The sequence below is a fragment of the Pseudomonas sp. 13159349 genome (genome assembly GCF_013305685.1).
Classification (GTDB): Bacteria; Pseudomonadota; Gammaproteobacteria; order Pseudomonadales; family Pseudomonadaceae; genus Aquipseudomonas; species Aquipseudomonas asiatica.
Genome location: NZ_CP045553.1, coordinates 5,785,285 through 5,810,831, shown reverse-complemented (window position 1 = coordinate 5,810,831; position 25,547 = coordinate 5,785,285). Strand labels below are relative to the sequence as shown.

19 protein-coding genes are annotated in these 25,547 nt (G+C 64.1%); 9 read left to right on the top strand and 10 right to left on the bottom strand.

The genetic code is table 11. The features are described from left to right. Positions 1-178: 178 nt before the first annotated feature. Positions 179-1,843: a bifunctional diguanylate cyclase/phosphodiesterase gene (locus GEV38_RS26635; protein WP_054572020.1), complete on the top strand. Its 1,665-nt coding sequence runs from the start codon at positions 179-181 to the stop codon at positions 1,841-1,843. A 123-nt stretch (positions 1,844-1,966) separates the two neighbouring features. Here the strand turns inward: GEV38_RS26635 and GEV38_RS26630 are convergent, their stop codons facing one another. After that, on the bottom strand, positions 1,967-3,355 hold the full coding sequence (locus GEV38_RS26630; RefSeq protein WP_015272318.1) for a NorM family multidrug efflux MATE transporter: 1,389 nt from the start codon (positions 3,353-3,355) through the stop codon (positions 1,967-1,969). A gap of 156 nt (positions 3,356-3,511) precedes the next feature. Between GEV38_RS26630 and GEV38_RS26625 the strand changes: the two genes are divergently transcribed. Beyond that, positions 3,512-4,438: a LysR substrate-binding domain-containing protein gene (locus tag GEV38_RS26625; RefSeq protein ID WP_015272317.1), complete on the top strand. Its 927-nt coding sequence runs from the start codon at positions 3,512-3,514 to the stop codon at positions 4,436-4,438. A 194-nt stretch (positions 4,439-4,632) separates the two neighbouring features. Here the strand turns inward: GEV38_RS26625 and GEV38_RS26620 are convergent, their stop codons facing one another. Then, entirely contained in the window at positions 4,633-6,018 is a 1,386-nt protein-coding gene (locus GEV38_RS26620; protein ID WP_054572019.1) for a VOC family protein, read from the bottom strand. A 221-nt stretch (positions 6,019-6,239) separates the two neighbouring features. Continuing rightward, positions 6,240-7,130 carry a LysR family transcriptional regulator gene (locus GEV38_RS26615; protein WP_015272315.1) on the bottom strand — a complete coding sequence of 297 codons (891 nt, stop codon included), beginning with the start codon at positions 7,128-7,130 and terminating at the stop codon, positions 6,240-6,242. A 136-nt stretch (positions 7,131-7,266) separates the two neighbouring features. Here GEV38_RS26615 and GEV38_RS26610 point away from each other — a divergent pair, with 136 nt between their 5' ends. Both GEV38_RS26610 and GEV38_RS26605 read left to right on the top strand, forming a co-directional pair. Continuing rightward, positions 7,267-8,757 (top strand): aldehyde dehydrogenase family protein, encoded by a 1,491-nt coding sequence (locus GEV38_RS26610; RefSeq protein ID WP_003253547.1) that lies wholly within the window; start codon positions 7,267-7,269, stop codon positions 8,755-8,757. Positions 8,758-8,880: 123 nt separating this feature from the next. Further along, positions 8,881-10,167, top strand: coding sequence for an FAD-binding oxidoreductase (locus GEV38_RS26605; RefSeq protein ID WP_013974769.1), 1,287 nt, complete (start codon positions 8,881-8,883; stop codon positions 10,165-10,167). 102 nt (positions 10,168-10,269) lie between these two features. On the opposite strand, the gene GEV38_RS26600 is transcribed toward GEV38_RS26605, so the two are convergent. Then, positions 10,270-11,697, bottom strand: coding sequence for a mechanosensitive ion channel family protein (locus tag GEV38_RS26600; protein WP_054572018.1), 1,428 nt, complete (start codon positions 11,695-11,697; stop codon positions 10,270-10,272). A 320-nt stretch (positions 11,698-12,017) separates the two neighbouring features. Here GEV38_RS26600 and ycaC (GEV38_RS26595) point away from each other — a divergent pair, with 320 nt between their 5' ends. From ycaC (GEV38_RS26595) to GEV38_RS26580, 4 genes are all read left to right on the top strand, one after another. Then, positions 12,018-12,647 carry an isochorismate family cysteine hydrolase YcaC gene (gene ycaC / locus GEV38_RS26595; RefSeq protein WP_054572017.1) on the top strand — a complete coding sequence of 210 codons (630 nt, stop codon included), beginning with the start codon at positions 12,018-12,020 and terminating at the stop codon, positions 12,645-12,647. 114 nt (positions 12,648-12,761) lie between these two features. Next, on the top strand, positions 12,762-13,070 hold the full coding sequence (locus GEV38_RS26590; protein WP_015272312.1) for a hypothetical protein: 309 nt from the start codon (positions 12,762-12,764) through the stop codon (positions 13,068-13,070). A 39-nt stretch (positions 13,071-13,109) separates the two neighbouring features. Next, positions 13,110-13,928 carry an alpha/beta fold hydrolase gene (locus tag GEV38_RS26585; RefSeq protein WP_054572016.1) on the top strand — a complete coding sequence of 273 codons (819 nt, stop codon included), beginning with the start codon at positions 13,110-13,112 and terminating at the stop codon, positions 13,926-13,928. A gap of 377 nt (positions 13,929-14,305) precedes the next feature. Then, positions 14,306-16,147, top strand: a complete 1,842-nt coding sequence (locus GEV38_RS26580) for an amidohydrolase (protein ID WP_015272310.1) — start codon at positions 14,306-14,308, stop codon at positions 16,145-16,147. A gap of 169 nt (positions 16,148-16,316) precedes the next feature. On the opposite strand, the gene GEV38_RS26575 is transcribed toward GEV38_RS26580, so the two are convergent. The 3 genes from GEV38_RS26575 to GEV38_RS26565 all read right to left on the bottom strand — a co-directional run bounded on the left by GEV38_RS26575 (position 16,317) and on the right by GEV38_RS26565 (position 20,294). Next, a complete protein-coding gene (locus GEV38_RS26575; RefSeq protein ID WP_054572015.1) occupies positions 16,317-17,915 on the bottom strand; it encodes an MFS transporter in 1,599 nt (532 codons plus the stop codon). Position 17,916: 1 nt separating this feature from the next. Further along, a complete protein-coding gene (locus GEV38_RS26570; protein ID WP_054572014.1) occupies positions 17,917-19,179 on the bottom strand; it encodes an OprD family porin in 1,263 nt (420 codons plus the stop codon). Between the two features lie 203 nt (positions 19,180-19,382). Next, a complete protein-coding gene (locus GEV38_RS26565) occupies positions 19,383-20,294 on the bottom strand; it encodes a LysR substrate-binding domain-containing protein (protein ID WP_075046740.1) in 912 nt (303 codons plus the stop codon). 280 nt (positions 20,295-20,574) lie between these two features. On the opposite strand from GEV38_RS26565, the gene ycaC (GEV38_RS26560) reads away from it, so the two are divergent. Beyond that, complete coding sequence (gene ycaC, locus GEV38_RS26560; protein ID WP_013974760.1) at positions 20,575-21,204, top strand: isochorismate family cysteine hydrolase YcaC; 630 nt, start codon at positions 20,575-20,577, stop codon at positions 21,202-21,204. A 177-nt stretch (positions 21,205-21,381) separates the two neighbouring features. Here ycaC (GEV38_RS26560) and GEV38_RS26555 read toward each other — a convergent pair whose 3' ends face one another. From GEV38_RS26555 to GEV38_RS26545, 3 genes are all read right to left on the bottom strand, one after another. Beyond that, positions 21,382-21,675, bottom strand: a complete 294-nt coding sequence (locus GEV38_RS26555) for a hypothetical protein (protein WP_015272306.1) — start codon at positions 21,673-21,675, stop codon at positions 21,382-21,384. A gap of 717 nt (positions 21,676-22,392) precedes the next feature. Further along, a complete protein-coding gene (locus GEV38_RS26550; protein WP_054573431.1) occupies positions 22,393-24,180 on the bottom strand; it encodes a monovalent cation:proton antiporter-2 (CPA2) family protein in 1,788 nt (595 codons plus the stop codon). A 242-nt stretch (positions 24,181-24,422) separates the two neighbouring features. Continuing rightward, positions 24,423-25,397 carry a GlxA family transcriptional regulator gene (locus GEV38_RS26545; protein WP_043936302.1) on the bottom strand — a complete coding sequence of 325 codons (975 nt, stop codon included), beginning with the start codon at positions 25,395-25,397 and terminating at the stop codon, positions 24,423-24,425. Positions 25,398-25,547: the final 150 nt, after the last annotated feature.

Here is a 25,547-nt window from a genome sequence, read left to right as displayed (position 1 = left end):
CGTCTGAGTCAAATATGTAAACGGGATTTGCCGGCTGGCGCAGTTTCGCGCAGGATGCACGACAAAATACGTCGGGATGCTACACCCGTAAAAACATGTATTAAATTGAAAATCATTTTCATTAATGCAGTAGCATACCTGGCAGTTTCCGTTGCACCGTGAAGCCTAAGGAGCCCGCTTGTCCACGCCTGTCGAACCATTGCGTTTGCTGCTGTTGGCCGATGAGCCGGAATGGGGCGCGCTGCTACGCGAGTGCATGCCTGCCCAGGGTGGCAGCGCCGTGCTGCTGACGGCGCCGAACTGGGAGTCGGTCGACAACCTGTTCAACCAGGACCGCCAGGCTGTCGTGCTGGCAACCCCGGCCCTGCAGCCCGCGCCTGGGCGCTGCGAGCTGCCGACCATCCTGCTGCTCGACCACGAGCCTCAGTTAGCGCCCAGCGCCGTCAGTGACTGGCTGGTGCGTGACCAGCTCAATGCCGACACCTTGCGTCGCTCGCTGCGCCATGTGCGCGAGCGCGGCGTGCTGGTGGCCACTTTGCAGCGCCTGGCCGAGCAGGATCCGCTGACCGGCATCGCCAACCGCCAAGGCTTCCAGGCCTTGCTGACCGCGCGCCTGGCCGAGAACGACGGCCGTGGCCTTGCCCTCGGCCACCTGGACCTGGACAACTTCCGCCACGTCAACGACGCCCTTGGCCACCAGAGCGGCGACCGCCTGATCCTGCAGGTGGTGGCGCGGCTGAAACAGCAACTGGAGGCGGGCGACCAACTGGCGCGCCTGGGCAGCGACGAGTTCGCCCTGCTGATCGACACCCGACGCGACCCCAACCGTGCCGAGTGGATTGCCGAGCGGATTGTCGAGGCGTTGGCCGAACCCTACTGGATCGACGGCGAAAGCCTGCTGCTGGGCTGCAGCCTGGGCCTGGCCCATGCCCGCGCCCAGGGTGGTGCCGACCCGCTGATGTGGCACGCGCACATCGCCATGCGCCAGGCCAAAGGCAGCCAGGGTTGCACTTTCCATGTGTTCAACGAACGCATCAACCGCAACGCCCGCAGCCTTGCCGACCTGGAAAGCGAACTGCGCCGCGCCCTGCGCCGGGACGAGCTGGAGCTGCATTACCAGCCGCGGTTGAACCTGGCCGACGGGCGTATCGTCGGCCTCGAGGCGCTGGTGCGCTGGCGGCATGCCGAGCGTGGCCTGTTGCCGCCCAGCGAGTTCGTGCCGCTGGCCGAGCAGAGCGGCCTGATCGTGCCGCTGGGCTATTGGGTGATTTCCCGAGCCCTGCGCGACATGCAGGCGCTGTGCGAGCGCGGCCTGGAGCCGCTGCACATGGCGGTCAACCTGAGCTTCCGCCAGTTCCAGGACAGCCAGTTGCTGGCGACCTTGAGCCGCCTGATTCTCGAACATGGCGTGGATGCCCGCTGGCTGGAGTTCGAATTGACCGAAACGGCAGTGATGCGCCGCAACGAACTGGTGCGCCAGACCATGGACGCCCTGGGGCGCCTGGGCGTGCGCTTCTCGCTCGATGATTTCGGTACCGGGTTCTCTTCGTTCGTGCACCTCAACAGCCTGCCGATCACCTTGCTCAAGGTGGACCGCAGCTTTGTCGCGGAAATGGAAATGCGCGAGGAGAACCGCAAGCTGGTGCACGCCATGATCAACCTGGCGCACAACCTCAACCTCGAAGTAGTGGCCGAAGGTGTGGAGAGTGAAGAGCAGATGGCGTTGCTGCGCGGGTTTGGCTGTGACCAGGTGCAGGGCTTCCTGGTCAGCAAGCCGCTGCCGGTGGGGGAGTTGATGGAGTTCTTGCTGGATTACAGCAAGCCGAAGCTGGTTAGCCTGTGACATCGCAGGGGAGGGCTTCGCCCTCCTTTCGCGACACAAGGCCGCTCCCACATTGATCGGCGAACGCATTCCCATGTGGGAGCGGCCTTGCGTCGCGAAAGGGCTGCAAAGCAGCCCCGGCAATCACACAGACACTGCCGACCCGTCAGCCAGACCTGCCTTGCCCAAAAGCCGCTTCATGCGCCACTCAAAGCCAAAGGTCAGTGCCACCGCCGCACACGCCAGCCCCAACGCCAGCCCCCACCACACCCCGACTGCGCCACCGCCCAGGGTAAAGGTGAACAGCCAGGCGCTCGGCGCCCCTACCAGCCAGTAGCACACCAGCCCGATCAGGAAGGTCGTCTTGGCATCCTTCAGCCCACGGATCGAGCCCATCGCGATCGTCTGCATGCCATCGAACAGCTCGAACCACGCAGCCACCATCAGCAACTGCACCGCCAGCTGGAAGATCGCCGCAAATGCCGGGTCGTCACTGTCGATGAACAGCCCCACCAGCGTATCGGGCAGCAGCCAGAACAGCGCGGCGAAGGCAAACATGATCATCGCCCCGAAGCCTATGCCCACCCGCCCGGCACTGCGCGCCGCCAGCAGGTTGCCGGCGCCGTAGTACAGCCCCACGCGCATGGTCACCGCATACGACAACCCGGTCGGCACCATGAACGCTGTGGAGACGATCTGCAGGGCGATCTGGTGCGCTGCCAGCTCGGTGCTGCCCAGCACGCCCATGCACAGCGCGGCGAAGGCGAACAGGCCGACTTCCACCATGTAGGTGCCACCAATCGGCAAGCCCAGCCGCCACAGCTCGCGCAGGGCCGGCAGCGAAGGGCGCGACAGGCCCTTGCGCAATGGGTAGGCGGCATAGGCCGGGTGCCAACGGATATACAGCGCCAAGGCAATGGCCATGCCCATCGACACCACCGCGGTGACCAGGCCGATGCCCATCAGGCCCAGCTTGGGCAGGCCGAACATGCCTTCGATCAGCGCCACGTTGAACAGGTAGTTGAGCACCGTGCCGACCAGGCTGATGACCATCACCGGCGTAGACCGGCCCAGCGCGCTGGTGAAGCCGCGCAACGCCATGAAGGTCAGGTAGCCGGGCAGCGCCAGTGGCAGCAGGGTGAGGAATTCGGCGGCCGATGCAACGTTTTCGGGCTTTTGCCCGAACAGCAGCAGTACCGGTTCAAGGTTCCACAACACCAGCGCAGCGAACAGCGCCAGGCTCCAGGCCAGCCACAGGCCACCCTGCGCTAGGCGGGTGGCGCCCTCGATGTCGTTGGCGCCCTTGCGAATGGCCACCAGGGTGCCGACCGCAGCGATCACGCCAAGGCAGAAGATCGACACGAACGAGTAGCTCGCCGCACCCAGGCCGCCGCCAGCCAGGGCTTGCGGGCTGATGCGGGCCATCATCAGGGTATCGGTCAGCACCATCAGCATGTGCGCCAACTGCGAGGCGATCAGCGGCCCGGCCAGGCGCAGCAAAGCCTTGAGTTCTGTGGTGGGCGCGACATGCATGGGGGCAGTCCTTTTCCTGGGGTGATCAACGAAGGGCGATTCTGAGGCTTTGGTCAACTTTGCACAAAAGGATAAAAGCGATCATTGGCATGAGTCTGACTCATGTATATATGCTTCCCGGTGATTCATTTCACAGCCCCGTATGGCAGGTGCCTCATGTCCCGTCAGCTCCCCCCGCTGTATGCCCTGCGCGCATTCGAAGCCGCCGCGCGGCTAAGCTCCTTCACCCGTGCCGGCGAAGAGCTGTCGATTACCCAGAGCGCGGTCAGCCGGCATATCCGCACGCTGGAGGAGCACTTTGCCTGCCGCCTGTTCGTGCGCAGCGGCCGCAGCCTGCAACTGACCGAAGCGGCGCGGGTGCTGCTGCCCGGTGTGCGTGAAGGCTTTGCCGCGCTGGAACGGGCTTGCGATACCTTGCGCGGTGAGGATGACATCCTGCGCATGAAGGCTCCCTCGACCCTGACCATGCGCTGGTTGCTGGCGCGCCTTAGCCGCTTTCGCCACTTGCAGCCTGGCAACGAAGTGCAGCTGACCAGCGCCTGGATGGATGTCGACCATGTGGACTTCAACCAGGAGCCGTTCGATTGCGCGGTGTTGCTCAGCGACGGGGTGTTCCCGCCGGAATGGGAAGTGCGCAGGTTGTTCCCGGAACTGCTGATCCCCGTGGGTGCGCCAGACCTGCTCGACGAGGAACCCTGGGACGAGCGTCGGCTGGCCTGCATAGAGCTGCTGCACCCCACGGTGGACAAGCGCGACTGGCGGGAATGGCTGGAGCGCATGGGGTTGAGTGACAAGGTTTCGCTCAAGGGCGGGCAGGTGTTCGACACCCTGGAGCTGGGCATGATTGCCGCTGCGCGTGGCTATGGCATTTCCATGGGTGATTTGCTGATGGTGGCCGAAGATGTGGCGCAGGGGCGCTTGAGCCTGCCTTGGCCGACGGCCGTGCCCAGCGGGATGGATTATTACCTGGTGTGGCCGCGCACTCGGCCAGGGGGCGAGCGGTTGCGGCGTTTGAGCGCGTTTCTGGAAGAGGAGGTGGCGGCGATGGATTTGCCGGATGTGCAGATCCTGCCGCCCCTTTGATCGCCTGTGCCGGCCTCTTCGCGGGCTTGCCCGCTCCCACAGGTTTGGGGGCAACTGTCTGTGTTGCCTGCCCTGGCCTCATCGCCGGCAAGCCAGCTCCCACAGGGACTGCATTTGCCTCAGGCTCGATGCCATCCTGTGGGAGCTGGCTTGCCGGCGATAGGGCCGCGAAGCGGCCCCTGCGATCTACAGCCTTACATCGAGCCCAGGTTCAACGCCTGTGCACACGCCTGCAGCGACCGACGCTCGCTCTGCGCATACAGCGCCAGCTCATCCTGCACCTGCAGCCCCAGCGCTGCTTCGAACGCATCGCGGTTGGCGTTGCTGCCGTACTCGGCCTGCGCATCGTCACCCAGGTTGGACTGGAAGATCCCCGCCGCGCTCACCGGCAGGAAGTCCTCGTACACCAGCGCCTCGAAATGCACATGGCCAGCCTCGATCAGCCCATCCAGTGTGGTCGGGCGGTCGTCCTGGTCGCGCGCAGCCAGGCCTTTCTCGGTGGCGAAGTAGCGGAAGTAGGCCAGCCCTTGTTCACGCATCTGCGCCAGGTCGTCCGGGAACTCGGCAAAGGTGTCCTTCAACAACGCCATGTAGCGTTCGGCATTGGCCTCGGCCGGGGCGCCACCCAGGGCGGCGCGGGTGGCGTCTAGCAGCTTGTCGTACAGCTGGCGGCCTTTCGGCGTCAGCGCCGCGCCGCGTTGCTCGATTTCGCCGAAGCGCGCGGTGTGGCTGCCCTGCTGGTCGCTGAACGCAACCTTTTCCTGCAGGGCCTTGAAGCTGGTCTGGCGCAGCAGGATCGGATGGCGGCGGGTGGGCGGGCCCTCGACCACGGCCTTTGGCGGGATGCCCTTGGCCGGCATGCCGAGCTGGATTGCATTGATGTCAAGGGTGCGCGGGGTCAGGTGGTTGATGTGCGGGCCCTTGAAGGCCACCACATCGGCGATCAGGCGGTGCTGGTCGTGCAACTGCTGGTACTGCTCGGCAGTGACTGTGGCGTCATGGTGCCAGCGGAAGGTGTGCAGCGCTTCTTGCACGAACACCTCGGCATCGGCGGCATTCAGGCCACCATCGCGCTCGCATTGGTCGATCAGCTCTAGGGCGCGGGCGGTGAAGATCTGGCGCTTGGCCAGGATGCTCTCTGCCAGCTCGCGCAGTTGCGGGTTGTCGATCAGCTCCAGGCGCAGCAGCGAAGTGAATACGCGGAACGGGCTGACGTGCAGCGACTGCTCGTGCACCGCGCGGAAGGCGGTGGAATGCACCGGCACGCCGGCGGAACTAAGGTCGTAGTAGCCGACTGGCTGCATGCCCATGACCGCGAACAACCGGGCGATGGTGGCCAGCTCTGCGGCGGTGCCGACACGGATGGCGCCGTGGCGCTCCTGATCCAGGCGCTCGATTTCGCCGGTCCAGCGCAGGGCCTCGGCAACCTCGGGTTGCTGGGCCATGACCTGCTGGTTGATTTCGCTCACCAGCTCCAGCAGCGTGCCGTACAGGGGCACTTCCTGTTTGTACATGAGCGACATGGCGGCAGAGAACTGCGCGCGGATGCTGTCGGGGCTGACGAAATCGTGGGCGGGCATCGCTAGCTTCCTGGTTGGGTTCGGACGCTTACATGAAAGCTGGGAATGCACTTTGCTCACAAGCGAAAAAAAGTGAGTGTGTCATTCCTTTTTTGATCGACCTCAAGGGCCCTATCGCCGGCAAGCTAGCTCCCACAGGTTGGACACAGGATTCAGCAATTGTGGAGCTCCCTGTGGGAGCTGGCTTGCCGGCGATGGGCCGCAAAGCGGCCCCGGCAATCTCAAGCCTGAAGCTGCTCGCGAATCCATTCCACCAACGCCCTTACCTTGGGCACCTCCGCCGCATGCTCGGCATACGCCAGGTAATGCGCCCCGGCACTGCGCATCGCATGGTTCCACGGCACCACCAAACTCCCCTCGGCCAGCTCCTTCGCCGCCAGGTAGCGCGGCACCAACGCCACCCCGCACCCGGCCTGCGCCGCGCTCAAGGCCATGTAGAAGGTATCGAAGCGCGGCCCGTGGTAGGCACTGACGCTCTGCAAGCCCAACTCCAGGAACCACTCGTGCCAGGCCTCTGGCCGCGAGGTGCTCTGCAGCAGCACCAGGTCGGCCAGCTCCCCGGCATCGTTCAGTTCACGCCCGGCCAGCAACTCCGGCGCACATACCGGCACCACCTCTTCACCGAACAGCTCCACGCAGGTGGCCCCCGGCCAAGTACCCTGGCCATAGAAGAACACCACGTCCGCCGATCCTTGCAGCAGGGCGAAAGGCTCCATCTCGTTGCGGATGTCCAGGTGGATGTTGTTGTGGCGCTTGCCAAAACCCTTGAGGTGCGGGATCAACCAGCGCACGCCAAAACTCGGCTGAGTGGCTACCTTCAATATCTCGGTCTGCTCGCCGTAGGTGAGCACGTAGCGGCTGGACATATCCACCTGGGTGAGGATCTTGTTGACCTCGGCCAGGTACAGGCTACCCGCCGGCGTCAGCTGCAGACGGCGGCGGATACGCAGGAACAGGTGGTGGCGCAGCATGTCTTCAAGCTGCGCCACCTGCTTGCTGACTGCGCTCTGGGTCAGGTGCAGCTCTTCGGCGGCACGGGTAAAGCTCAAATGGCGGGCTGCAGCTTCGAAGCACTGCAGGGCGGTCATGGAGGGCACCAGGCGTTTGGACATAGCGGTCTCTGCGGCTCAAATCATTACCTGACGGAATGATATGCGGAATAAAGGTCGTTTGTTGCACCGGTGTGATCGGATTAATACTGATCCACATCATTTTTCCACCCCATCACCCGATGTAGGAGATGCACAAATGGTTGCTGGACTGCTCGAGCGCCTTGGCGTTGCTGCCGAGGCTTACACCCAGGGCGACTACCCTGTTCACACGCCGATCGACGGCAGCCAGATCGCCTCGGTGAAACTGCTCGGCAAGGCCGAGACCATCGCCCGCATCGATCAGGCCCAGAGCGCCTTCGAAGCCTGGCGCAGCGTGCCGGCCCCGCGCCGTGGCGAGCTGGTGCGCCTGTTCGGCGAAGTGCTGCGTGAGCACAAGGCCGACCTCGGCGAGCTGGTTTCGATCGAAGCCGGCAAGATCACCCAGGAAGGCCTGGGCGAAGTGCAGGAAATGATCGACATCTGCGACTTCGCCGTTGGCCTTTCGCGCCAGCTGTACGGCCTGACCATCGCTTCTGAGCGCCCTGGCCACCACATGCGTGAAACCTGGCACCCGCTTGGCGTGGTCGGCGTGATCAGCGCCTTCAACTTCCCGGTCGCAGTCTGGGCCTGGAACACTGCCCTGGCCCTGGTCGCCGGTAACTCGGTGGTATGGAAACCGTCCGAGAAGACCCCGCTGACCGCCCTGGCCTGCCAGGCGCTGTTCGAAAAAGCCCTGAAAGCCTTTGGTGATGCCCCGGCTGGCCTGGCACAACTGGTGATCGGCGGCCGTGAAGCCGGCGAAGCCATGGTCGACGACCCGCGCGTACCGCTGGTCAGCGCCACCGGCAGCACCCGCATGGGGCGCGAAGTCGGCCCGCGTGTGGCTGCCCGCTTCGGCCGCAGCATCCTCGAACTGGGCGGCAACAACGCCATGATCCTGGCCCCGAGCGCCGACCTCGACCTGGCCGTGCGTGGCATCCTGTTCTCCGCAGTCGGCACCGCCGGCCAGCGTTGCACCACCCTGCGCCGCCTGATCGTGCACCGTTCGATCAAGGACGAAGTGGTTGCCCGTGTCAAAGCCGCCTACGGCAAGGTGCGCATCGGTGACCCACGCAAGGACAACCTGGTGGGCCCGCTGATCGACAAGCAGTCGTTCGACGCCATGCAGGGCGCGCTGGCCAAGGCCCGCGACGAAGGTGGCCAGGTATTTGGTGGCGAGCGTCAGCTGGCCGATCAGTACCCGAACGCTTACTACGTATCGCCTGCCATCGCCGAAATGCCGGCGCAGAGCGACGTGGTGCGCCACGAAACCTTCGCCCCGATACTGTACGTGCTGGCCTACGACGACTTCGAAGAGGCCCTGCGCCTGAACAACGAAGTGCCACAAGGCCTGTCGTCGTGCATCTTCACCACCGACATCCGTGAGGCCGAACGCTTCCAGAGCGCCTCGGGCAGCGACTGCGGCATCGCCAACGTCAACATCGGCACCAGCGGCGCCGAGATCGGCGGTGCGTTCGGTGGCGAGAAGGAGACTGGCGGTGGCCGTGAGTCCGGTTCGGACGCCTGGAAAGGCTACATGCGTCGCCAGACCAACACCGTGAACTACTCGCGCGAACTGCCGCTGGCGCAGGGTATCGTGTTCGACTGATGTCCGCAGGCGGGGGCTTTGCCCCCGTTTCGCCGGCAAGCCAGCTCCCACACTGTGGGAGCTGGCTTGCCGGCGATGGGCTGCAATGCAGCCCCAACAAGAACAAATTGCTGGAGCCGGGCCATGTCCGAACTGCGTCAAGAATGCTTGTGGGAATTCGTCAGCAAACCGACCGTCGCCGCCCAGGCCCTGGCCGGTGAGCACAAGGCCGATGTCTGTGTGATCGGTGGCGGCATTACCGGCCTGTCGGCGGCCATCCACCTGCTCGAACAGGGCAAGTCGGTGATCCTGCTGGAGGCCTGGAAGATCGGTCACGGCGGCTCCGGGCGCAACGTCGGCCTGGTCAACGCCGGCACCTGGATCCGCCCCGACGATGTCGAGGCCACCCTCGGCCTGCAGCAGGGCAGCCGCCTGAACAAGGTGCTCGGCGAAGCCCCGGCCGAAGTGTTCGCCATGATCGAACGCCTTGGCATCGACTGCCAGGCCCAGCACAAAGGCACGCTGCACATGGCGCACAACGCCACCGGTATCGCCGACCTCGAGGCCCGCCACGAACAATGGCGCCGCCGTGGTGCCGATGTGGAGCTGCTGACCGGCGCCCAATGCCAGGAATACTGCGGCACCGACAAGATTTCCGCCGCGCTGCTCGACCGCCGCGCCGGCACCATCAACCCCATGGGCTACACCCAGGGCCTGGCCGCAGCGGTGGCACGCCTGGGTGGCAAGCTGTTCCAGCAGTCTTCGGTCGAAGGCCTGGAGCGTGACGGCGATGCCTGGCGGGTGAAGACCGCACGTGGTTCGGTGCGCGCCGACAAGGTGGTGATTTCCACCGGCGCCTACACCGAAGGCGACTGGAGCAACCTGCAGAAGCAGTTTTTCCGTGGCTACTACTACCAGGTGGCATCCAAGCCGTTGCAGGGCGCTGCAGCCGACAAGGTGCTGCCACATGGCCAAGGCTCGTGGGACACCCGCACCGTGCTCAGCAGCATCCGTCGCGACGACCAGGGCCGCCTGCTGCTAGGCAGCCTGGGCCGGGTCGACAACAAGCCGGCGTGGTTCGTGCGCAGCTGGGCCGACCGCATCCAGAGCCACTATTACCCGGAGCTGGGCAAGGTCGAGTGGGAAATGCACTGGACCGGCTGCATCGACTTCACCCCAGACCACCTGATGCGCCTGTTCGAACCGGCGCCGGGGCTGGTGGCGGTAACCGGGTACAACGGGCGGGGCAATACCACCGGGACCGTGATTGGCCGGGCGTTTGCCGAGTTCCTGCTGAAGGGGGAGGCGGGCAGCCTGCCGATTCCGTTCTCGCCGATGAAGGGCGTGAGTGCGCCCTCGCTGCGGACTGCGTTCTATGAGTCCGGGTTCTCGCTGTACCACGCGGGGCAATGCCTAAGGGTTGTGTTGTAAGCACCGGCCCTATCGCCGGCAAGCCAGCTCCCACATTGATCGCATTGCTCTTAAAGCCTGTGCAGTGGGAGCCGGCTCGCCGGCGATAGGGCCGGCACAGGCTTACTTGTGCAACCAGCTGAGAAAACCGCCCTTCTTGATCGAAACCGGCTTCTGCAGCAACAACGACTCCCGGCTCTGCCGCCGAAACCGCTGCAACTTGCTCAACGCCGTTTGCACATCGCCGCGTTGCACCAGGCAGCTCTTCACCTGTTCCTTGTCGATCCGATACAGCACGCAACCGGTCAGCGTGCGGAACTCGGCCAGCGAGTCCTCTTCGTCGATGATTCCTTCGATTCCCAGCACCTCGCCCGGTCCCATGCGCCCTGCTTCGACCAGCTTGTCGCCATCGCGGATCGACGCCGAAACCACCCCGCTGCCAATAACCAGCAAATGATCGGAATGCTCGCCCACGCCCAGGATTACCTGGTCGGCCAGGTATTCCACCGCCGTCATGCGCTGGCTCAACGTATCGCGCTCTTCAGCGCTCAGCGAGCGGAACACCCGCACCTCATCCAGCACCTCGCGCTGGCGGCTGCGTGGTGGCATGGCCAGGTCGGTGTTCCACATTACCCCGCTGGCCTCCAGGTGCCGGTGGGCCAGGTCGAACAGCTGATTGCGCGCGTCGCCCTTGGCGCCCGCGTCGGCCACGAAGCCGCTGGCTTCGTACTCCACTGATTCCAGCGTCGAGGCTTTCACCGTCACCTTTGGTCTTGGTGTAGCCAGGATGGCACTGACGCCTTGCAAGGCTTTTTCCAGAGCATCGAACACCCGTTTGGGCCGCACCTTGGCCGGTACCACCACGCTGACCGACACCCCGTGCACATCGGCCGGGCGGCTGTGGTTGAGCAGCCGGGCCTTGGCCGCCACCGAGTTGGGGATCACCGCCAGGCTGCCGGTGCTGGTGAGCAGGCGGGTGGCACGCCAGTCGATTTCCAGCACCTTGCCTTCGGTGCTATCGATGGAGATCGAGTCGCCAATCTGATACGGCCGCGTGGTGTTCAGGATGATGCCACTGAACACGTCGGCCAATGTGCTCTGCAGCGCCAGGCCGATGACGATGGCCATTACCCCCGATGTAGCCAGCAGGCCCTTCACCGGCAACTGCAACACATAACCTGCGGCGGCGACTACCGCAGCCAGGAAGATCAGCGCCCCCAGCACATCCTGCAGCAAACGCCCGCCATGGCTGCCACGGGCACCCAGCAACAGGCCGAACACCACCGTCACCGTGCGTGCGCCGAACAGCCACCAGCCGATCGCCAGTACTGTGGCGATCAGGTTGCGCGAGACATCATCGGGCCAGGGTGGTGGTTGCATCGGGCTCATGCCGGCAGCCACCAGTACCGAGCTGAACAGCAGGAACAGCACCAACCGCGTGCCGATACGCCAGGCGCGTTGCTGGAGAGGAATCAGCTGCCAGAGCGCGAGGTCGAGCAGGATCAGGGCGGTGCCGAGCAACAGCGGGTACGACTGGATGAACGCCAGCATGGTGGTCTCGGGTGAGGGGAGGGCTGTGGGTAGTAATAGAGCAGGTTGGCCGGGCAGGCAATGACAGCCTGTGCCGACCTCTTCGCGGGCTTGCCCGCTCCCACAGATGTTGTGCATGAGTTGATGGATGCGCGATCCCTGTGGGAGCGGGCAAGCCCGCGAAGAGGCCGGCAAATCCAGCATCAATCCATCGTTCACAAAACAGAACGCTAGAGCCAAAAACTGCTATCTACCGCCCAAAAGGTCATGGTTTTAATCTTCTCCCATCAACGCGAAACACCCAACTTACTGAAAAGATCAAAACCTTAGGAGCAACGACCATGACCAACTTCAAATACAACCGCCTGAACAAAGACGACGCCGCTGTCCTGCTGGTCGACCACCAGGCTGGCCTGCTGTCCCTGGTCCGCGACATTGAGCCGGACGCGTTCAAGAACAACGTATTGGCCCTGGCCGACCTGGCCAAGTTCTTCAACCTGCCGACCATCCTCACCACCAGCTTCGAACAAGGCCCCAACGGCCCGCTGGTACCAGAGCTGAAAGCCCTGTTCCCGGACGCCCCCTACATCGCCCGCCCAGGCCAGATCAACGCCTGGGACAACGAGGACTTCGTCAAGGCGGTGAAGGCCACCGGCAAGAAGCAGCTGATCATCGCCGGCGTGGTGACCGAAGTGTGCGTAGCCTTCCCGGCGCTGTCAGCCCTGGAGGAAGAGTTCGAAGTGTTCGTGGTCACCGATGCCTCCGGCACCTTCAACGCCATGACCCGCGACGCCGCCCACGACCGCATGAGCCAGGCCGGCGCACAACTGATGACCTGGTTCGGCGTGGCCTGTGAGCTGCACCGCGACTGGCGTAACGACATCGAAGGCCTGGCCGCGCTGTGCTCCAACCACATCCCGGACTACCGCAACCTGATGACCAGCTACAACGCTTTCAACGCCAGCAAGTAAGCCAGATGCGCGGGCACCGCCAGCCGGTGCCCGCCAAAGCAGCACACCTGTCCAATCCAGCGCCCGTCCGCCGTTGCACAGTGGATGCGGGCAAGCTCATCCCAAGGAACGCCGATGAACACCGCACCCCAAGACAACCGCGACGTAGTGACCGTATGCCTGCAACACAAGGTAATCGCCAGTTCGACGGGCACCACGCCGGCGCAACCGCCGCGCTGGAAGCAGGCCCTGCTGACCTACCTGGTGATCTGCCCGATGACCATGATCATTCCACAACTGCTGGCACCGTTGTTCGCACGCTTTCCGCAGTTGGGGGGCGCGATCACCGGCAACCTGATCGTCAACCTGTTCGTCATCCTGCCCGTGGTGTTCTACATCATGCCTTGGGTAACCCGCCGCTGCGCCAACTGGCTACGTGGCTGAGCCAGGCCTTTACCTCGACATTTTCAAGGAGATACCGACATGAGCACGTTCGTTACCCGCGATGGTACTTCGATCTACTTCAAGGACTGGGGCAGCGGCAAGCCTGTGCTGTTCAGCCACGGTTGGCCACTGGATGCCGACATGTGGGATTCGCAGATGGAGTTCCTGGCCAGTCGCGGCTACCGCGCCATCGCCTTCGACCGCCGTGGTTTCGGCCGTTCGAGCCAGCCGTGGAGCGGCTACGACTACGACACCTTCGCCGATGACATCGCCCAGCTGATCGAACACCTCGACCTGCGCGATGTGACCTTGGTGGGCTTCTCGATGGGTGGCGGTGACGTCAGCCGCTACATCGCCCGCCACGGCAGCGAGCGTGTGGCCGGGCTGGTGCTGCTGGGCGCGGTGACGCCGGTGTTCGGCAAGCGTGACGACAACCCTGAAGGTGTCGACCTATCGGTGTTCGAGGGTATCTGCGCCGGCCTGCGTGCCGACCGGGCGCAGTTCATCGCCGATTTCGCCACGCCGTTCTATGGCATCAACCATGGGCAGCAGGTGTCCCAGGGTGTGCAGACCCAGACCTTGAACATTGCGCTGATGGCATCGATCAAGGGCACCCTGGATTGCGTGACCGCGTTCTCCGAAACCGACTTCCGCCCGGATATGGCCAAGATCGATGTGCCGACCCTGGTGATCCACGGTGACGACGACCAGATCGTGCCGTTCGAGAGCACCGGCAAGCGGGCGGCGGAGCTGATTCGTGGGGCTGAGCTGAAGGTGTATGCGGGGGCGCCGCACGGGTTTGCGGTGACTCATGCACAGCAACTGAACGAGGACCTGCTGGCGTTCCTTCAGCAGTAATTGTGGGAGGCATTCGCGGGCACGCCCGCTCCCACAGGGACACCGCCGGCCTTGAAGACGGTGGTACCTCCTGTGGGAGCGGGCGTGCCCGCGAAGAGGCCTGCCCAGGCAGCACAAATGCTGAACAGGGCTAACCTTCAACCACCCACCGCACATCCATCCAAGCCTTGCCCCTACACCAACCGGCATGCTCCGCAGTTGCGCCTGCCCGCTGCCGCACCCAGACGGAGAACCCCATGTCCCAGGACCGTAACGACAAGACCCGTCGCCAGTTCCTCGCCACCAGTACCGTGCTCGGTGCCGCCGGCGCGCTCTGGTCCGCATTGCCCTTTACCGGTTCCGCCGGTTCCGCTCACGCATCCACCCAAGGAGGTTCCATGACCGCCGATCTGATTCTGTTCAACGGCAAACTGCACACCGTTGATCGTGAAAAGCCCACCGCGACCGCCGTCGCCATCAAGGATGGCCGTTTCATCGCCGTGGGCAACGACGCCGAAGCCATGGCCCACAAGGGCGCCACCACGCAGATCATCGACCTCAAGCAGCGTACGGTCATCCCTGGCCTGAACGACTCGCACCTGCACCTGATCCGTGGTGGCCTGAACTACAACCTGGAGCTGCGCTGGGAAGGCGTGCCTTCGGTGGCCGATGCCCTGCGCATGCTCAAGGACCAGGCCGCGCGCACGCCGACCCCGCAGTGGGTGCGTGTGGTCGGCGGCTGGAACGAGTTCCAGTTCGCCGAAAAACGCATGCCCACCCTGGAGGAAATCAACCAGGCCGCACCTGACACCCCGGTATTCCTGCTGCACCTGTATGACCGCGCACTGCTCAACCGCGCTGCGCTCAAGGCAGTCGGCTACACCAAGGACACGCCCAACCCGCCGGGCGGCGAGATCCAGCGTGACAAGTTCGGCAACCCGACCGGCATGCTCATCGCCCGCCCCAACGCGATGATCCTCTACGCCACCCTGGCCAAGGGGCCGAAGCTGCCGCTGGAATACCAGGTCAACTCCACCCGCCAGTTCATGCGCGAGCTCAACCGCCTGGGCCTGACCAGTGCCATCGATGCCGGTGGTGGCTACCAGAACTACCCGGACGACTATCAGGTGATCCAGGAGCTGGCCGACAACAACCAGCTGACCGTGCGCATTGCCTACAACCTGTTCACCCAGAAGCCCAAGGAAGAGCTGGACGACTTCCGCAAGTGGACCTCCAGCGTGAAGCTGCACAGCGGTACCGACTTCCTGCGCCACAATGGCGCCGGCGAGATGCTGGTGTTTTCCGCCGCCGACTTCGAGGACTTCCTCGAACCGCGCCCGGATCTGCCGCAAACCATGGAGCAAGAGCTGGAGCCGGTGGTGCGCCACCTGGTCGAGCAGCGCTGGCCGTTCCGCCTGCATGCCACCTACAACGAATCGATCACGCGCATGCTCGACGTGTTCGAGAAGGTCAACCGCGACATCCCGTTCAATGGCCTGCCGTGGTTCTTCGACCACGCCGAAACCATCACCCCGCAGAACATCGAGCGTGTGCGTGCGCTGGGCGGCGGTATCGCGATCCAGGACCGCATGGCCTTCCAGGGTGAGTATTTCGTCGACCGCTACGGTGCCAAGGCTGCCGAGCAGACCCCGCCGATCAAGCGCATGCTCGACATGGGCGTGCCGGTGGGCGCCGGTACCGACGCCACCCGCGTGTCCAGCTACAACCCGTGGACCTCGCTGTACTGGCTGGTCAGCGGCAAGACCGTCGGTGGCATGGAGCTATACCCGGAAGGCCTCAGCCGTGACACCGCGCTGCAGCTGTTCACCCAGGGCAGCGCCTGGTTCTCCAGCGAGCAGGGCAAGAAAGGCCAGATCAAGGTGGGCCAGCTGGCTGACCTGGCGGCGCTGTCGCTGGACTTCTTCAGTGTCGATGAAGAGGCGATCAAAGGCATCGAGTCGGTGCTGACCGTGGTCGATGGCAAGGTGGTGTATGGCGCGGCGGAATTCGACAAGCTCGGCCCGCCCCAGGTGCCGGTGCTGCCGGAGTGGTCTCCGGTGACCAAGGTGCCGGGCCACTGGCGCGTGGGCACGCCGTCGCTGGCAGCGGTGGCGCACCAGTGTGTCGGGCCTTGCGGGGTGCATGCGCACAGCCATGAGAAGGCACGGCATTCGAGTGTGCCGGTGAATGACTTCCAGGGCTTCTGGGGGGCGCTGGGTTGTTCGTGCTTTGCTTTCTAAGCTGAGCTGATGTGAAAAAGGGGGGCCAGTTATTGGCCCCCCTTTTTTGTTCCTTCAGTGCTGGCCCTATCGCCGGCAAGCCAGCTCCCACAGGTACTGCACAGCCCTCAGAACCTGTGGAGACCTTGTGGGAGCTGGCTTGCCGGCGATAGGGCCGGAAAGGCCAACATCAATGGTGAGCCTTGTGCTCAGCTCCAGCCAACAGATGCCGAATCTGCACTTCCACCCCATCGGTCTGCAGCATCCGCACCCTGGCCTCGATCTTCAGCTCACCCCGGGTTACCCGGTGGTGATGCCTCAAATGCTCCAGCCACGATTCCTCGAAGAAGAACTCCAGCCACACCGCCGGGTCCGCGCTGTCGCGCATCAACCCCCACGACAACGCGCCATTGCGCTTGCGCATCGCCTCCAGCTCCCGCGCTGCCTGCTGGAACGCCTCGGCCTTGGCCGGGTCGATGTGGTATTCCACGGTGACCATCACCGGCCCGCTTTCCTTGTCCATGTCGTCGCTCAGCAGCGGCACCGGCCAATGCAGTGACGGCGTCAGCTCCTCGGCTGCGGTTTCCGGCAGCGTCACCTTGCAGGTCAGCAGCGTGCCCAGTGCCAGGCCTCCTGCGGCCAGCAGCAGGCTCAAGGTGATCGTTGCATGGCTGGCCAGCGTGCCCCACAGCAACCCGCCACTGGCCATGGCACCAAAGAAGATCAGGATGTACACCGACAGCGCCCGCGCCCGTACCCAGGCCGGCACCGAGGTCTGCGCCGCCACCTGCAGGTTGGACAGCACGGCAATCCACGCCGCGCCGCTGAGCAGCATTGCCGGCAGCAGCACATAGAAGTTGCGCACCAGCGCCAGGGCGAGCAGGAACAGGGCATACAGCAGGCTGGCCAGCAGCACCAGGCGGTCGCGGCTGATGCGTTCGCGCAGGCGTGGCAGCAAGGTGGCGCCGGCCACCGCGCCGATGCCGATGGCCGCCAGCAGCAGGCCGAAATCGGCGGCGGTGCCATGCATCTCGCCACGCACGATCAACGGCAGCAGCGAGGTGCCCGCGCTGGCGCAGAAAAAGAATGCCAAGGCGCGCAATATCACCGCCTGCAAGGGTTTGGCACTGCGCGCGAAACGCAGCCCGGTGCGCATGGCGCCGACGAAGCGCTCGGCCGGCAGCAGCGGCTCCTTCACCTCGCGCTTCCACAGGAACAGCACCAGGATCACCCCGGCGAACGAGATGGCATTCAAGGCGAAGGTCAACCACGGGCCGACCATGCTCACCACCACGCCCGCCAAAGCCGGGCCGATGGCGCGCGACACGTTGATACCGACACTGGAAAGCGCCACCGCGTTGGCCAGGTCGTCCTTGCCTACCAGCTCCGGTGTCAGCGCGCTCCAGGCCGGCATCATCAGTGCCGTGCCGATGCCCAACGCCAGGGTAAGCACCAGCAGCAGGGTGACGTTCATCAGCCCGAGCAGGGTCAGGGCCGCCAGCACCACGGCCACCGAAGACATCCACAGTTGCACCAGCAACAGGTAGCGGCGCTTGTCGACGATATCAGCCGCCGCGCCGGCCGGCAGGGCGAGGAAGAACATTGGTAGCGAGCCGGCTACCTGGATCAGGGCCACATGCAACGGGCTGGCCGACAGCGTGGTCATCAGCCAGCCGGCGCCCACCTCATGCATCCAGGTGCCGATGTTGGAAGCGATGGTGGCGATCCACAGCATGCGGAAGGTGGCGTTGCGCAATGGGCTCCAGGCGCCTGAAGGGGTCGTGCTCATGTCAGAAGCTGCCTTTGAGTGGGTATTCGATGATCAGGTAGATCCGGTCGATGTCATCGCCGGCCTGGGCCTGGTTGGCGCGGTGGCTGACGTGGGAAAACGACAGGCTCAGGTCCTTGGCGGCGCCCGACTGCACCACGTATTTCAGGTCGATGTCGCGCTCCCAGTGCTTGCCGCCGTCGCCGTACTGGCCCACATAGGCGCCGCCTGCCGGGGCATGGCTACCGTCGATGCCACGGCCGCTGACGTAGCGGCCCATCAGGCTCAGGCCGGGGGCGCCGAGGGTGGCGAAGTCGAGGTCGTAGCGCAGTTGCCACGAGCGCTCGCCGGGGCCGTTGAAGTCGGCGTACTTGATCGAGTTGGCCAGGTAGATGGAGTCGCCGCCGACGAAGTCGAACGGTGTATCGCCCTCGACCTTCTGGTAGGCCAGGCTCAGCGCCTGGGCGCCGAAGCTGTACCTGGCCAGCAGGCTGTAGGCGAGGGTGTCGATTGCCCCGGCACTGGCATTGCCGGTGTCGTGGGTCTTGTACAGGTTGCCGTCCAGGCGCCAGTTGCCCTCGGCCAGGTTCAGGTTGAGGTAGGCCTGGCGCCAGGTGTCCTCCAACTGGCCTGCGTACAGTGCGCCGCCGAATGGCCCGTCGGGTGCGAACGCGGCACCGGCCAGGCTGATGGCGCGGTTGTCAGTGGTAGCGCCGTAGCCGCTGAAGTCATCATGGCTGGAGCTGTTGTCCTGGTTTTTGAAGGCGGTGAAGTGCCCGGCCTGCAGGCGCCAGTCGGGCATGTCGGTGTTGTCCAGGAACCAGCCGGTGGCGTACTCCGGGTGCAGGCGTTTGTCGCTGGTGTCGAACACCGGGGTTTCCACGGTCATTTCGCCGTAGCGCAGTTGGGTGTTGCCCAGGCGCAGCTTGAGTGCGGCGCCGGCGCTGGAGTAGTCGGACTCGGCGCGGCCATCGCTGTCGCGTGGCAGCAGGCCGGTGCCGGCATGGCCGCGGCCGCCGTCCAGCTTGAGGCCGAGAAAACCATGGGCATCGATGCCGACGCCGAGTGTGCCCTCGGTGAAGCCGGAGCGGATTTCGCCAATGAAGCCCTGGGCCCATTCCTGGCGGTAGTTCTGGCTACTGCCGGAGGGCGAGCGGAAGTCGCTGTGCAGGAAGTAGTTGCGGCTGAGCAGCGACCAGCCGGGCTCTTCGGCCTGGCTGAGCGCCGGGCACAGGGCGAGGGTGGCGAGCAGGGCGCGGCCTGGTCCGTGGGTGGCGCGGATCATGGGGGCTCCGGGAGGGATGATCCGAGACTGTGGAGGAAGGATAGGCCAGGGGTCTTGTATGCGTGTGCTCTGGCTGGTCTTGCCTGTGCCGGCCTCTTCGCGGGTGAACCCGCTCCTACACATACTGCACAAACCTTGAGGCTAGTAGTGACCCTATGGGAGCGGGTTTACCCGCGAAGAGGCCGGCACAGGCGGCAACCGGCTCAAGCCATGTCGCTGATGGCGAATTCTTCGGCCAGATGATCGATCAGCGCCCGCACCGATGGCAGCAACCCCCGCCGTGACGGGAAGATCGCATGCACGATGCCGCAACGCGGGTGCCATTCCGGCAACAACTCCACCAGCCGCCCCGCCGCCAGGTCTTCACGCACCGCCACCCGCGGCAGGTGCGCAATACCCACCCCGGCCACCACGAAATGGCGCAGGGCGAACAGGTCGTCCGTCACCATACGCGGTGTGTGCGGGATGACGATGCTGCGGCTGCTGTCTTCGCCCTGGAACAGCTCCCACTGGTACTCACGCTGGGCGCTGCCCCAATGCAGGCTCGGCAGCGTGCCGAGCAACTGCGGGTCGAAGCCCTTGGGCAACTGCTCCAGGTACTGCGGCTGGCCGACCAGGCACTGGGTACTGTTGCTCAATACCTTCATCACCATGTCGGTGTTCTCCAGCGGTGGAAAGCGCACCCGCAGGGCGATGTCGAAGCCCTCGTGCAGCAGGTCGACGCGGCGGTTGGTGCTCTCGATGAACAGCTCCACCTGCGGGTACTTGAGCATGTAGCGGGTCAGCATCGGCCCGACCCAGGAATTGAGCAGGGTGGTCGGGCAACTGATACGCACCAGGCCGCGCGGCTCGCTGCGGTTGCGCTCGATGATCTCTGCCGCACCCTCGGCTTCCACGCGCATGGCCAGGCAGCGGTTGTAGTAGGCCTGGCCGATCTCGGTGAGCGAGCAGTGACGACTGGTGCGATGCAGCAGACGCACGCCCAGGCGGTCTTCGAGGTCGGCGATGCGCCGGCTGAGCTTCGATTTGGGCATGTCCAGCGCCCGGCCAGCCGGGGCGAAGCCACCGTGCTCGACTACCTGGGTGAAGTAGTAGAGGGAGTTGAGGTCTTCCAATGATCGGTCTCCAGGTACTTGGTTGCCTGTGCCGGCCCTTTCGCGGCTAAAGCCGCTCCCACAGGTACTGCACAGGGCTCAAGCCCGGCGCCATCCCTGTGGGAGCGGCTTTAGCCGCGAAGAGGCCGGCACAGCCCCTGCAAATCTATCGTTCATAAAACGGAACGCTAAAGCCAAATTCTGCTATCTACCGCCACAAAGGTGATGATTTTAATCTGTGCCCATCAACGCGAAACACCCCCGAATGCTGAAAAATTCATAACCCTCAGGAGCACAGACCATGAGCAAATTCACCTACAACCGCCTGAACAAAGACGATGCCGCTGTCCTGCTGGTCGACCACCAGGCTGGCCTGCTGTCCCTGGTCCGTGACATCGAGCCGGACAAGTTCAAGAACAACGTGCTGGCCCTGGCCGACCTGGCCAAGTTCTTCAACCTGCCGACCATCCTCACCACCAGCTTCGAACAAGGCCCCAACGGCCCGCTGGTACCAGAGCTGAAAGCCCTGTTCCCGGACGCCCCGTACATCGCCCGCCCAGGCCAGATCAACGCCTGGGACAACGAGGACTTCGTCAAGGCGGTGAAGGCCACCGGCAAGAAGCAGCTGATCATTGCTGGCGTGGTGACTGAGGTCTGTGTAGCGTTCCCGGCGCTGTCGGCCCTGGAAGAGGAGTTCGAAGTTTTCGTGGTGACCGATGCTTCTGGCACCTTCAACGAAATGACCCGCGATGCTGCCCATGACCGCATGAGCCGCGCAGGCGCGCAAATGATGACCTGGTTCGGCGTGGCCTGTGAGCTGCACCGCGACTGGCGCAACGACATCGAAGGGCTGGCGGCGCTGTGCTCCAACCACATTCCGGATTATCGCAACCTGATTACCAGCTACAACGCGCTGACTGCGGGTAAGTAACAGCCCGTTAGTTGAATGCAAAAAGGCCGGCTCCCTCTGTAGGGAGCTGGCTTTTTTTGTTTGCTGCGCTGGCCCTTTCGCGGGTAAACCCGCTCCCACAGGTACTGCACAGTTTCAGCGCCTGTGGTGATCCTTGTGGGAGCGGGTTCACCCGCGAAGAGGCCAGCAAGGACAACATCAATTCATGGGCTGCGACTCAATCCCATCCAGCAATGCCTCAACCAATCCTTCTGCCATTTCGAGCGCATTCAGGTTGCTCCAGAACAGGCTCTTGCCGGTTTCATCCAGGTGTTCCAGGGCTTTGTAGCCACAGTCGTAGGCGCCGCGCAGGTACTGGGCGACATGCACCAGGGCGTCGTGGGCAGAGACGCCCGGGTTTACTGTGAACAAAGGTGGATGGCCGGCATCGCAGCGGCTGAAAGCGCGCTCTTTGGTGTCGGGAAGAGGTGGATTGGGAACAATCTTTTTCATTGCAGTAAGCTCTCTAGGTTGTACTGCAACCATCCGTTTCCACGCGAAGGGTGGCAGTTGTACGCGGGGTGGAAAACCGGTGAGAGGCAACCCGGTAGGCCATACGGCCTCCCGCGCACAACTGCCATTGACGACAGAACCTCAAACCGAGACGGGTTTCCACACCCGATCGCTGAACCGACAGCGACCCGGCAAGCCTAGAGAGCAGGCTTTCCCCGGACAATCAGACGGGCGTCGACACGGTGCGTAGGATAATTCGTCAGGGTCAGCATTAACGTAGGAAATGGTTCGCTAGGAGGTAGGACCTTGCTGAGACGGACGATTTTTTGATGGTTTTTTGGTATCCGCGTAATGGCAGGGAGGTGACCGTCGGGAGGTTGCAGAATGGCCTCCAGGTGCCTGACGATAGATTTCTGGCGCCTATGAGACCGAGCGCCGCCCGCGCGGCGCTTCGCGGGACAAGCCCGCTCCCACATCTGTTTCGGGCCAGTCACTCCTGTGAAGTCACCTCTGTCCGCCTTGTTTGTTCCATTCGATATCGAAGGGGGCGCAATTGCTCTTCATTCATCTTCAGCCATACACCAAGGCTGCAACCCACCTGGCACAGGAATAATTGGCCCGAAACAAATGTGGGAGCGGGCTTGTCCCGCGAAGCGCCGCGCGGGCGGCGCTCGATCGCAAGGGCGCTGCATCTCTACAGTCATGCGCTCGAGATCCTCAATCCGCATCCGAATCAAACAACCGCTCCAACTCCGCCCGGGCCTCCTTGGCCGTCTGCATCACCTTGGCCCGGTCATCACGCACCTGCCCCTGGGCCACCAGCACCTCTTCGTCATGCTGGGTAAACCGCGCAATCCGGTCCGCCGCCTGCGCCTCGCTCAACCCCAACCCCACCAATGCCCGGCGGGTCATCTCCAGGCTGGAGTAGAACGTCTCGCGAATCGGCTCGGCGCCGACATCCGCCAACTTGTGCATATGCTGGCGGTTACGCGCGCGGGCCAGCACTTTCAGGTGCGGGTACAGGCGTTTCACCCGTTCCGCTGTGTGAATGGCAGCTTCCGGGTCATCGATGGTGATGATGAAGTATTCCGCCTCGCCCACCTTGGCGGCATGCAGCACCTCGGGGCGCAGAGGGTCGCCGTAGAACACGGGTACCTGTTCGAACATACGGGTCATCTCGATGGTGTCCACCGAGGTTTCCAGGGCAATGAACGGAATCTTCTGTGCCCGCAGGATGCGCGCGACGATCTGGCCCATGCGGCCCATGCCAACGATCACCACCCGTGGCGTGTCAGCCTGGATCTGCTTGTAATGCTCCGGCACTTCACGCGCCGTTTGCGGGCGCTTGAGGGCGTGGGCGCAGCCAATCATCAGCAGCGGGGTAATGGCCATCGACAGGGTGATGGTCATCAGCAGCAGGTCGTAGGTCTGGGTGTCGAACAAGCCTTGGTCCTTGCCCAGCTTGAACACCACGAAGGCAAATTCGCCACCGGCAGCCAGCACCATGCCCAGGCGCAGGGCGCTGGCGCTGTTCAGGCCACCGGCCAGGCGCCCGACGCCGATCAGCAGTACCAGCTTCACGGCCACCAGCAGCAGGGTCAGGCCCAGCACCACCAAAGGCATTTCAAGCAGCAGGCGCAGGTTGGCACCCATGCCGACGCTGATGAAGAACAGCCCCAGCAGCAGGCCTTTGAACGGTTCGATCTGCGATTCCAGCTCGTGGCGATATTCCGAGTCGGCCAGCAGCAGGCCGGCGAGGAAGGCACCCAGGGCCATGGAAATGCCGGCTTCTTCCATCAGCCAGGCCGTGCCGATCACAACCAGCAGCGCGGTGGCGGTGGACACTTCCGGCAGGCCGGTGCGGGCCACGGTGCGGAACACCGGGCGCAGCAGGTAGCGGCCACCGACGATGACCACTGCGATGCTGGCGAACACCTTCAGGCCATGCTCCAGGCTGTCGCCGTGGCTGGTGTCCGGGCCACTGGCGGCCAGCAGCGGAACCAATGCGATCAGTGGGATGGCGGCGATGTCCTGGAACAGCAGGATGGCGAACGCCAGGCGGCCGTGCGGGGCGTTGAGCTGCTTGCTCTCGGCCAGGCTCTGCAGGCCAAGGGCGGTGGACGACAGCGCCAGGCCCAGACCGAGCACGATGGCCGCCGGTAGCGTCTGGCTGAAGCCGAACAGGGCGATGGCGCCGATCAGCGCACCGGTCAGCAGCACCTGGGCGGTGCCGACGCCGAATACGGACTTGCGCATCAGCCACAGGCGCTTGGGCGACAGCTCGAGGCCGATGATGAACAACAGCAGGACCACGCCCAGCTCGGAAATGTGCGCCACGCTTTCGGTATCGCGGATCAGGCCCAGCGCCTGCGGGCCGATGATCACGCCGGCGAGCAGGTAGCCGAGCACGGCCCCCAGTTTCAGTCGCTTGGCCAGCGGGACGGCGAGGACAGCGGCAAGCAGAAAGATCACCGCGGTTTGCAGAAGGCTGCCTTCGTGTGGCATTGGCTCGTACTCCATGAGCTGCTGGGGCAGCGTTAGATCAGTTTGGCGGACAATTCTGGGGAATGTGGGAGTGCCAGACAATCTGCTGTGAGGAAGACACATTGTCCTGAATCAGGTGACAGTCGTGCTGGCCTCTTCGCGGGTGAACCCGCTCCCACAGGTACAGCGGTGTCTTCAAGCCTGCGCAACACCTGTGGGAGCGGGTTCACCCGCGAAGAGGCCGGCACAGGAAATCTGCATACTCAACTGCCACCAAACTGCGCCCGATACTGCGCCGGCGTCATGCCAATCCGCTCGCAGAAAACCTTGCGCAAATGCCGGTCACTGCCAAAACCGCACTGCGTCGCCACCACTTTCAATGGCAGGTCGCTGCTTTCCAGCAGCTTGCGCGCGCGGTCGATGCGTGCGTTCTGCAAGTATTGCAGCGGCGTGATGCCCACCTCGCGTTGAAAGGTGCGGGCGAAGTTGCGCCCGCTCATGGCCACCAGGTCGGCCATCTTCTGCACAGTGAAGGCTTGCTCGATATGGTCGACGATATACGCCTGCACCCGTGCAATCGGCGAATCATCCCGCGGCACAGCCGCCAGCAGTGGCCCGTAAGGCGTTTGCCCACCCTGGCGATGGCGGGCGACCAGCAGCACCTTGGCCACTTCCAGGGCCAGCGCCTTGCCGTGGTCCTCGGCCACCACTGCCAGTGCCAGGTCGATGCCTGCGGTGATGCCGCCCGAGGTAATCAGGCAACGGTCGATCACGTAGATCTGCTCGGTCTCGACCTTCGCCTCGGGGAACGCTTGTGCCAGGCGCTCCACGTAGTTCCAGTGGGTGGTGCAGCGATAGCCGTCCAGCAGCCCGGCCCGGCCCAGCAGGAATATTCCGGTGCATATTGCACCAAAGCGTTTGGCCCGGCGCACGGCCTGGGGCAGCCAGCGCTCGATGCCCGGCAGGGCGATGTCATAGGCGCCCGGGCCGCCTGGCACCAGCAACAGGTCGACGGCTTCCGGCAAATCCTCCAGACGCAGGTCGGCTACCACTTTCAACCCGCAGGAGCCGCGCACCGCTGCCTGCCCTTCGGCCAGGGTCAGCAGCCGGTACTTCCGCTCGGCAGGAAGGAAGCGGTTAGCAATGGCAAACGCGTCCATGGGCCCGGTCACGTCCAGCAACAACACATCATTGAACAACACCATGGCCACGGTGCGGTGGGCGGGTTTTTCCTGCATCGCTCTTTTGCCTTGAATGCCGGCCGCCACCAGCGGCCCGAAGCTGAATACGAAACGCATCTTAAGGTATCGGCAAAACCGTCAGGGCCAGCAGCGCGCAATTAACAACAATTCAGGTTTGGCTCAGGACTTTGTCATGTGCCGGAGGCG